Here is an 8,433-nt window from a genome sequence, read left to right as displayed (position 1 = left end):
CTGCTTTCACCATCGGTCTGGGGCTTGCGATCGGACCCATTGCGTCCCGGTTGGCAAAGCTGCGAACGTCCCATCAGTGATACCGACAGGCGGCCTCCGGGCCGCTTTTTTTTGTCCGCTCGTCCGGTTCAGTCAGGCGGACGCGCCTCGTCGGCGCGGGTTTTGATGCCCCCAGTGCTCGCCCCCCACAGGGGGGCTGCGCCAGGACAGAGAAAAAGACTAGACTGGCCCCATGTCACGACAAACAGTCATCCGCATCGGTGCGCTGAGTATCCAGCTCGCAATTCTTCTCCTGATCTGGCAGGGCTTTCTGCATCCCATCAGGGGAGGTCTGCTCGTGCTTGCCGTCGGGTTTGCCGCGTTCTTCCTCACGCGGGACTCTTCAGGCAGAAATCAGGGCCGTCAGTAGAAAAAGCAAAAGAAGGATCGGGGCGGCCCTGACGGGTTCGTTCACCCTATTCCGCTAGGCTCCTGCGTCGCCAAGCTCCACCGAGCCACAGCGCCCAGCCGCCCTTGGTCGGGCGTCTGGCCCCTGCGTCTCGGCCCTTCCGGGTAACGGTTCACCCGCATCCTTTTCCGATGACGGACGGTCCTGGTCTGGGTGATCTGTTCGTGAGACGGCTCCTCAACCTCCCCGGCCAGTCCTGCGGACCGTCCGGGGAGGCACGTTCCACGACGGCGGCCTCGCATCCAGCGTTCAGTCTGACAGTCGCCGTGCCAGTCCGTAAAGCCACTGCGCGACCCTCGACGGCAGGTGTCAGGCCCGCGTCTGCTGCAGGGCCGCACGCGACCCCGCATCAGCCGCAAGCCTGCCCCCTTGCTCGGGACGCTCCGGGCTTGACGGCCTGTCCCGTCGCCCGTCTTGGCCGGTGGCAGGATGGGCTCAGGAAAACGCCACCGTCGTTCCACTCTCGTCGCCGTCAGTGTGCTCGCCGCACGGGCAGGATGGGTCTAGGGAAACGACAGGTATTCATAAAGTAATCAAGAAATCTTTTTACTTGTCATGCAAAAATAAAGCGCGTTTTATGGCGGTTTCCTGCGTTTTTTCTCTTGTAGGAAAAGGCCAAAAAGGCTATCTTTTACTTGTCGAGAGGGATTGGCCCTCAAGACAAAGCGCCCCGGTTAGTGCTGTAACACCAAGCCGGGACTTCGCTAGACGAGAAAAGGTGACTTTCATGTCCGACGCAGCAACCACAATCGCACCGAAGGCCCAGAACCGCAAGGCTGCAAACAAGGCCAGCCCCGCCGCCGTCCGTCGTTTCAACGAAGCCCGCGAGCGCACCAAGGCCATTGCCGCTCCCACGCTGGCAGACGTCATGCGCCTTGCCCCCAACGATGACAAGATCGCCGCTATCGTTCAGCATTTCGGTTTCGAGGCTGGCGACTATGACGAGCTGATGGGGGCCGGTCTCAGCATGATCCGCGACCAGTACACGCTTCTTGAGGATGTGCTTGTCGTCACCGACTTCCGGGGCGAGCGCAATTTCAAGGCCATGGAAATGCACCTTGGCCGCATCGTGGACGGCATGGTCCGCTCTGCCTATGGTGCCGCCAACTTCTATGAGAACAAGCGCCAGATTGCCCGCGACGAACAGAACTCTTTCAGCAACGAAAGCCGCGACGAAGACCGCCAAGGCATCGACGGCGGGGAAAACCGCGTAGATCGGGCCGTCCGTTTCGCTGCACAGCAGGCCCCCAAGGCTTACGCGCTCGCCGTCATGGCTCAGGGCGCATGTGACGCCTACCGCGAACTGATCGGAGAAGACTGGAAGCCTTACGTCAAGGACAACGCCCGCAGCCTCACCGAGAACGTCCGCGCCGCACAATGGGGGGCCGTTCTCTAACCCCCACAGGCCGGGCCAGCAGGTCCGGCCACTCACCGGGGCCGCGCTGACGGCCTCGGCGTTGCCCTCGGCCTCTTCTCCCGTTCGCCCTTTTCATTCTCCCGTCGTTTTTTCCAGGAAGGCGGACGCGCCTCGTCGGCGCGAAGTGTGATGCCCCCAATGCTCGCCCCCCACAGGGGGGCTGCGCCAAGGCAATCGAAGAGGCGATGGGTTCAGATTTCTTCGATCATGGAAGAGAGGAGTTCGAGAAGCCAGCCTCCAGACCCGGCCATCAGAGCCACATCGAGAGCGCTGATCGCCTCCTTCTCATGGCCGAGAAGATAGAGGCCAAGCGAAAGAACAGCGCACAGCGCCGTAACCGGGATCGCCAGAAAAAGTGTGTACCGGGTCGAGCGCCGCAGCCAAAGCATCATCGTCGCCATGCACGCTGTAGCGATGTCGAAAAGCGCATAGGGTGTGCCAAGGAGCTTGGCGCTGTTTCGCTCACGAATAGCCGTAATCAGCCACTGGAGACCAAACAGAAAGAGGAAATACGGCCAGACCGTCGGTATGGTGAGCATCTGTTTCATGTCCTTAATCACGAAGCGGACGCCTCGGATGATGGCGTGTTTTTTGCTTCAGAAGGGCAGAATGACGCGGAAAGATGCGACTGGCAGAAAAAGGGTTCGGGGCGGCCCTGGCGGGTTCGTTCACTCTATTCCGCTAGGCTCCTGCGTCGCCAAGCTCCACCGAGCCACAGGGGCCAGCCGCCCTTGGTCGGGCGTCTGGCCCCTGCGTCTCGGCCCTTTCGGGTAACGGTTCACCCGCATCCTTTTCCGATGACGGACGGTCCTGGTCTGGGTCATCTGTTCGTGAGACGGCTCCTCAACCTCCCCGGCCAGTCCTGCGGACCGTCCGGGGAGGCACGTTCCGCGACGGCGGCCTCGCATCCAGCGTTCAGTCTGACAGTCGCCGTGCCAGTCCGTAAAGCCACTGCGCGACCCTCGACGGCAGGTGTCAGGCCCGCGTCTGCTGCAGGGCCGCACGCGACCCCGCATCAGCCGCAAGCCTGCCCCCTTTGCTCAGGACGCTCCGGGCTTGACGGCCTGTCCCGTCGCCCGTCTTGGCCGGTGGCAGGATGGGCTCAGGAAAACGCCACCGTCGTTCCGCTCTCGTCGCCGTCAGTGTGCTCGCCGCACGGGCAGGATGGGTCTAGGAAAACAGGGGGCGATCAGCCGGGGCCGGGTGTTCGGGCAGACGAAAGAGACGGGTGGCCTTCAGGGTCGGTTGTGGAGGTCAGGGGTGGCTGGCCGGTCAGGGTCTGAATCAGGGCGCGACCCGGTTCAGAGGTGGGAGTCCGGCTGGCATGGCGGGCTATTTCTCGATCCGTCCCGGCCAACTCTGTCAGGATTTCTGTTTCCCGACCGTGAGCGGCCCCAAACGCAAAGGCCTTTTCCCGGCTGTCGCCATAAGCTGCCATGTCCTTCTGCACCTTGCCCAGCTCGCGCGCGAAGGTGGGATTGTGGCGCAGTTCTTTTTCGATCTCTTTCCCGAGCGCCGCATGACGGCCTCCGGCCTTCATGCCGTTGAAGGCCTGTGCTGCATCGCAGCCCTCCTGGCGGATAGTGGCCTCGATGTTGCGGCAGACGAGGGAAGGCGGGGCCGACCAGAACGCATGAAGAGAGGCAGCGGCCTTGCGGCCTTCTTCCTTGGCCTGTGCCAGAAGCGCGCGTTCGCGCTTCTCTTCCGCAGGCCCGAAGACAGCCGGAATGACCGGACGGGGCACGGGCCGAAGCGTTGGAGCAGCAGAGGCCGTCAGAAAATCGGACTGCACGGTGAGAGTGTATCCGCCATCCTGTCGGACAGCGTTTCGCAGATCCGCGACAGGCACCGCCACGATCCCGTCAGGCGTTTCAAACGCACCAGAAAGGCTGGTCCGTGTCTTGAAGATCCCCGAGACAGTTTCCCCAGGTGCGGCCGTGCGGATGACGAGGTCATCCAGCGGCCTTGCGGCAGGGCCAGAGCCCATGTCCTGCATCAGCTCCTTAAGGGCACGCGCACGGGTGGGATCGGTGGCATCTGTCAGCAAGGCCAGCATAGCAGGGTGATCCGGATCCTGCGTGCCGGCAATGGACGCGGACACCATGCGGGCTCTTGTGATGACGGAAAGGTCCACGTTATGCCCGTAATGACGGCCGAGTTCGGCGATGAACGCGTCCTGCGTTCGGCCGTTGCCCTCCCTGTACGGGTGGACATAATTGAGTTCGTTTAGAACCTTTCCGGCGACGGCCGCGAACTGCTCCGGCGTGGAGTTCTTCAGCACATCCGGGTTGCGGATGGGCTTGAAGGCCTCGTTTAGCCCCATGTCGATATGGGAGCCGGGGAGGAAGGTTGTTGACCCTTTCCGCATGGAGCCAATCGGTTCGACCCGTGCCCCGTCCACGACCGGCCTTTCGTGGCGCATGTGACCGGCCCACTCATAGACGTCCTGAAAGATATGCCGATGGATGGCCTTCAGGTGGTCGGCATCGAAAGAGCCGGACGGCCCCAGACCCATCCGGATTTCCAGAATCCTGTGACTGGTGCGGCGGTACTCTTCGGGGTGAAGCTCGGAATGGCGGCGCAGGCCGAGACGGTTTCGCAGAACGTCCGTCTGGTCAGGATCATCCGAGACATTCGGGTAGGTGTAGCCGTGGGCAGGAGGCATTGACGCGTCAGAGGGCGGGATTCAGTCTCCGCCCCAGTTCGGCGAGGTCGATCTGTCCCGCGACGAACGACTGGCAGGCATCCTCGATAAGGGGATCATGCGTGTAGCCCTGCCGTCTCTGGGCCGCGAGGGTCCATTCGACCGCATCCTGACGGCGCGCGCGCTCTTCATCCGAAAGGGCGGAAAAAGGCGTCGGAGCGAAAAGGGTTTTGGCTGAACTCATAGGAAGAAATTAGCGGTTTTTGCGAGAAATGGCAAGGTTTTCCGGGCTTCGCGGCCTATCTGGATGCGTATTTTGAAGGAGCGATTTTTTACGCTCAGTCGCAGAACGCGGCGGCACGATACTCTTATGACGAAGAGCCTTTCCCCTCTCGATAGCCGCCCGAAGCACCTGACCGGGCCGCGCCTGTCTCTTGCCCTGTTCCGGATCGGATGGTCCGAGCGTCAGGCCGCCGAGAAATGCGACATGCACCGCAACCAGTTCCGGCGCTGCCTGGAGGGCACGTCCTCTCTTCCGGCTGATCTGTCTTTGTGGTTACTGGATCTGGAAGCAGCCCATGTGGCCCATCCCTGTCCCCGGCAGAGAAAGGCCGATCCCATTCTCGCCGAGATCCGCAAAGCCGGGTGACATTGCCCGCGACGTGGTGGCTTCCGGTGTCTCCACGTCCAGGCTCAGGGGATACGAAAAAGGCAGCCCGGAGGCTGCCTCCAAGAAATCAATCTCTCGGATACATGAATCCTTGGCTGCCGTTAGACATTACGGCCGGAACGCAGCGAGTTTTGGGGTCTGATGCTACCGCATAGGGCTTGACCAGAGAGGCTTTAACCCATGCTGGCTTGAAGTCCGTTCTGAGCGTCGGAAGATAGCCATTTACGGGATCAGCACCCGTTTTAATCGCGACCTGTGCACCGGCTAAGCCTGCGTCTGCCGCAGTGTCAGATGGTCCCTGACGAAACGTGGCTGGATGGTCGAAATCCATGGCCTGCTCTTGGGTCTGATTGAGCGCCATGCAGGTATAACCTTGCACTGGCCGAACGGCATGAAGTCCTGATGCCGAGGCGGAAGAAGCTAGCCCGACAAGAGCAAAAGAAGCGATCAAGGGGATCATCGTTTTCATGGGAATACTCTATCGTTTGTTAGGTAGAAAGGACAGGCTGATTGGCTCCGGTTCCCATCTTGTCAGCGGTTGCCTGTCGCCATTGTCCTACCGTCTCGCCCGCGCTGATGCCGTTTTGCTGAAGCTGCGTGGACGAATAGCTGTTCAAGACGCTCGCCATCGGGGTGTCGTCCGAGGCCGTTGCTATAGCTTTCCCGGAAGCGGGGCCGAAGTTGTAGTAGCCGCGCGTATCGAGAGCCGTAGGATTGCTGACACCGGCACTTTGTAGGGATGTTGCGGCATCCTTCAGGTATTGAGCGGCAGCAACGGCCTGTGTTGCCGGATCCTGCTGGCCTGCCGTTCCAGACGTGATGGTACTGGCGAGACCTGGATTGGCAGCGAGCGCTTTACTCATCTCCGCTGAATACGTGCCGTTCGACATCTGAAACGCGCCCGTGATGGTGTGTCCAGACCCGGTGGCCGTATAGACATTCTGGCAGCCTGATTCGACCTGGCAGGTTGCGGCCAAGGCAGCCGGGTTCACGCCGATGGAGGAAGCATTATCCGCTGCCTGATAGCCCCATGAGCGGCTGTAGAGCGTTTGCAGTGAGTCCGAGCCGGTAGAAACTGGCTGACTGGTCTGGATAACCTTTCCGTCCCCGCCGATCTGCTGAACTGTCCCGGCTGGTACCGTAAAGTTTGGCAGGCCGACTTCCGGATAGACAACATGCGGGACTTCCGGGAGGCCGTTAGGCACCTCAATCGACTGCGCCTGGCACGAACCGCTGAGGCCAAGTCCGGCCGAGAGGGCCAGACCTGTCATCAGGACCTGTGGTTTAAGAGGGGGCGGCATTGAACACTCCATTGTTGAGAGTGCCAGTATCGGACCACGGTCTGCGACTTTGAGGGTGTTTCCCGGCCTATGCGATGTTGGCGGGATTGGTGTGTCCGTTTTGGACACACCTAGATTAGGTGATCGAGGATAATTCCAAACACGGTTCCGCCCACGATCATGGTGGCGAACCATCCGGCCCGCTTGCTGATTTCGTCCCGTCGAACCCGAGAGCCCGCCATCACGATCTGCGCTTTCATGCTTTCGGCGATTTCACCTTTGACCGTGCCAAGGACTTCCGCGACCTTTGCCTTGACGGTCTTGTCGTCAATTTTCTGAAGCTGGCGAGAGGCGGCCACCCCTTCGTGAAGCGCCCGCCTAACCTCTATGACCTCTTCCGTTGCCGACCGCGTGCACTGGTCCAGAAGGCTCTCGCACTTGGCAACACAATGCTCCAGTCGGGTCTCGGCCTCTTGGATCAACTGGCGATGCTCCGCCTGGGAGTGCTCCCGGTCCCGGATGAGCTGTGCCTGATGGAGGCTGTTCATCTCCATCAGGGTCATGAGACCGTCCAGAACCTTGGCCTCCGGTGAACGTGGCCGGAGCGTCCAACGATGGGCTTGCTCACGGAGCGCGGCCAGTGAGCTTTCAAACCTGGCCTGAGTGTCAGAGATCCGCTGCGAAAGCCCGTCTGACATCACACGTCGCCTTCGGCCGGAACGGGGAGGCCCTTAGGCATGTTCGGCAGACGGCTGGCGCCCAGCTCTTGCAGAAAGGCCGGGAAATCACGGCGATACCAGCGGTCCATAGCAAGACGATCAAAGATGGAGCTGGTCGGGAAGCCATCCTTCTGTTCGCCTCCGGCGTAGGCCGAGAACGTCATGGCCCGGTCGCACACGTCCTTCATGGGTTCGGCCGCTGGATACATGAAGATGTCCGCCCCGTTCTCCATGGCCTCCTCGACGGCCGGGTGGTGGGAAACAATATCGACAACGTCATCCACGTCCAGTGAAGGAGGAATGAGGCCCTCATTGATGATGATCGCGGAATTGCGGGGCGAGAACTTCTTCTTTTTCTGGAGGTCTTCCAGATAATCCAGATCAGCCCGTTCATGCCCGATCAGAAAGACAACCGAGAGCGTAATGCCCATCATGTCGAGCGCCCGGCTTAGGGATTCCGTGTTGATCAGCTCGTGCAGGGCTGTCCATCCGCCGCCAATGTCGAGAATGGCATCATGACGGCTTTCCATGAGTGACTGGATCTTCTCCTCCAGCCATTTCCTCTGGCGCTTCGTATCGCCTGCGGCCGGACTATCCGCGTCATGGAAATTTGAGATTGAGTGTGAGCGGTTCAGAAGGTCGGTATTCCAGATCTCCGGCGTTCCGCCCTGGTCATGAACGGTCTGCGCGAGAGCATTAAGCAGGGTCGTTTTTCCAACCCGCTGACGACCGATGATTGTGAAGATGACAGGCTTCTTTTTGGTGGCCGCCTTGGGGGCCGGTGCAGACGGGGTGGCTTTGACGTCAGCGTCCTTGGTCACGGTCAGGCTCCTGTTGAGGTGATCCGCCTCCCGATGAGACGGACTGGTCTTCCTCTTTCGAAAGCCATGATGACCGCTTGATCTGCGACTGAGATGCTGATGGCTGAGAAAATCAGTCTGGCGTCAGGCGGTACTTCTCTTCTTTGCGAGCACGGATTTTTTCACGCAGGCGCTTCAATGAGTCTCTGCTGTGCTTTGGAATTTTCTCATTGTCTTCGATTGCAACGGGAGGTGCCTGGATCGGATGAGCAGGCACCAGCGCCACTTCAGTTGTTTCGTCGGGGCTGCTCCGTTCAGTCGGCCTCACTGAAACAAGCTCTTCACGGTCAGCCCAGTGGGCCTCGACTTCGTCTGGACGCCAGTCCGGATCAACCTTGCTCGGCGGCAAAATCTTTTCCGGCCTCGCCGCTGAAGCATCTGACTTCGCGTCCACT

The 8,433-nt window shown here is 60.6% G+C and carries 11 protein-coding genes and 1 pseudogene; 4 read left to right on the top strand and 8 right to left on the bottom strand.

Annotated elements, in window-relative coordinates:
- The first annotated feature begins 232 nt into the window (after positions 1–232).
- The 3 genes from GCE01_RS16945 (at position 233) to GCE01_RS15980 (ending at position 1,844) form a co-directional block, all read left to right on the top strand.
- On the top strand, positions 233–409 hold the full coding sequence (locus GCE01_RS16945) for a hypothetical protein (protein ID WP_156471966.1): 177 nt from the start codon (positions 233–235) through the stop codon (positions 407–409).
- 170 nt (positions 410–579) lie between these two features.
- On the top strand, positions 580–981 hold the full coding sequence (locus GCE01_RS16745; protein ID WP_145995823.1) for a hypothetical protein: 402 nt from the start codon (positions 580–582) through the stop codon (positions 979–981).
- A 194-nt stretch (positions 982–1,175) separates the two neighbouring features.
- Positions 1,176–1,844, top strand: coding sequence for a hypothetical protein (locus GCE01_RS15980; RefSeq protein ID WP_099213627.1), 669 nt, complete (start codon positions 1,176–1,178; stop codon positions 1,842–1,844).
- 212 nt (positions 1,845–2,056) lie between these two features.
- On the opposite strand, the gene GCE01_RS15975 is transcribed toward GCE01_RS15980, so the two are convergent.
- From GCE01_RS15975 to GCE01_RS17295, 3 genes are all read right to left on the bottom strand, one after another.
- Positions 2,057–2,404: a hypothetical protein gene (locus GCE01_RS15975; RefSeq protein WP_099213626.1), complete on the bottom strand. Its 348-nt coding sequence runs from the start codon at positions 2,402–2,404 to the stop codon at positions 2,057–2,059.
- Positions 2,405–3,054: 650 nt separating this feature from the next.
- A complete protein-coding gene (locus GCE01_RS15970; protein WP_099213625.1) occupies positions 3,055–4,530 on the bottom strand; it encodes a Fic/DOC family protein in 1,476 nt (491 codons plus the stop codon).
- 7 nt (positions 4,531–4,537) lie between these two features.
- Complete coding sequence (locus tag GCE01_RS17295) at positions 4,538–4,753, bottom strand: antitoxin VbhA family protein (protein ID WP_063905511.1); 216 nt, start codon at positions 4,751–4,753, stop codon at positions 4,538–4,540.
- Positions 4,754–4,879: 126 nt separating this feature from the next.
- On the opposite strand from GCE01_RS17295, the gene GCE01_RS17290 reads away from it, so the two are divergent.
- On the top strand, positions 4,880–5,158 hold the full coding sequence (locus GCE01_RS17290) for a hypothetical protein (protein ID WP_225198652.1): 279 nt from the start codon (positions 4,880–4,882) through the stop codon (positions 5,156–5,158).
- A gap of 88 nt (positions 5,159–5,246) precedes the next feature.
- Here GCE01_RS17290 and GCE01_RS15960 read toward each other — a convergent pair whose 3' ends face one another.
- The 5 genes and pseudogenes from GCE01_RS15960 to GCE01_RS15940 all read right to left on the bottom strand — a co-directional run.
- Positions 5,247–5,648, bottom strand: coding sequence for a hypothetical protein (locus GCE01_RS15960; RefSeq protein ID WP_099213624.1), 402 nt, complete (start codon positions 5,646–5,648; stop codon positions 5,247–5,249).
- A 19-nt stretch (positions 5,649–5,667) separates the two neighbouring features.
- Positions 5,668–6,450: a hypothetical protein gene (locus tag GCE01_RS15955; protein ID WP_046902170.1), complete on the bottom strand. Its 783-nt coding sequence runs from the start codon at positions 6,448–6,450 to the stop codon at positions 5,668–5,670.
- A gap of 140 nt (positions 6,451–6,590) precedes the next feature.
- The gene (locus tag GCE01_RS15950; RefSeq protein WP_015074935.1) at positions 6,591–7,157 is read right to left on the bottom strand and encodes a hypothetical protein; all 567 of its coding nucleotides are present in this window, start codon (positions 7,155–7,157) and stop codon (positions 6,591–6,593) included.
- The gene (locus tag GCE01_RS15945) at positions 7,157–7,999 is read right to left on the bottom strand and encodes a P-loop NTPase family protein (RefSeq protein ID WP_099213623.1); all 843 of its coding nucleotides are present in this window, start codon (positions 7,997–7,999) and stop codon (positions 7,157–7,159) included. The genes GCE01_RS15950 and GCE01_RS15945 overlap by 1 nt, the downstream gene beginning before the upstream one ends.
- A gap of 112 nt (positions 8,000–8,111) precedes the next feature.
- Positions 8,112–8,433: pseudogene (locus GCE01_RS15940) on the bottom strand (hypothetical protein); the annotation flags it as partial.

This window comes from Gluconobacter cerinus, from assembly GCF_002723935.1.
In the GTDB taxonomy this organism is placed as follows: Bacteria; Pseudomonadota; Alphaproteobacteria; order Acetobacterales; family Acetobacteraceae; genus Gluconobacter; species Gluconobacter cerinus.
This window is presented reverse-complemented; position numbering and strand designations above follow the sequence as displayed.

What these genes read in the sequence shown, in the direction of transcription:
- GCE01_RS15975 (WP_099213626.1), bottom strand. Translation starts at nt 2,404, where the DNA reads ATGCTCACCATACCGACGGTCTGGCCGTATTTCCTCTTTCTGTTTGGT.
- GCE01_RS16745 (WP_145995823.1), top strand. Translation starts at nt 580, where the DNA reads ATGACGGACGGTCCTGGTCTGGGTGATCTGTTCGTGAGACGGCTCCTC.
- GCE01_RS15970 (WP_099213625.1), bottom strand. Translation starts at nt 4,530, where the DNA reads ATGCCTCCTGCCCACGGCTACACCTACCCGAATGTCTCGGATGATCCT.
- GCE01_RS17290 (WP_225198652.1), top strand. Translation starts at nt 4,880, where the DNA reads ATGACGAAGAGCCTTTCCCCTCTCGATAGCCGCCCGAAGCACCTGACC.
- GCE01_RS17295 (WP_063905511.1), bottom strand. Translation starts at nt 4,753, where the DNA reads ATGAGTTCAGCCAAAACCCTTTTCGCTCCGACGCCTTTTTCCGCCCTT.
- GCE01_RS15980 (WP_099213627.1), top strand. Translation starts at nt 1,176, where the DNA reads ATGTCCGACGCAGCAACCACAATCGCACCGAAGGCCCAGAACCGCAAG.
- GCE01_RS15950 (WP_015074935.1), bottom strand. Translation starts at nt 7,157, where the DNA reads ATGTCAGACGGGCTTTCGCAGCGGATCTCTGACACTCAGGCCAGGTTT.
- GCE01_RS15955 (WP_046902170.1), bottom strand. Translation starts at nt 6,450, where the DNA reads ATGACAGGTCTGGCCCTCTCGGCCGGACTTGGCCTCAGCGGTTCGTGC.
- GCE01_RS15960 (WP_099213624.1), bottom strand. Translation starts at nt 5,648, where the DNA reads ATGAAAACGATGATCCCCTTGATCGCTTCTTTTGCTCTTGTCGGGCTA.
- GCE01_RS16945 (WP_156471966.1), top strand. Translation starts at nt 233, where the DNA reads ATGTCACGACAAACAGTCATCCGCATCGGTGCGCTGAGTATCCAGCTC.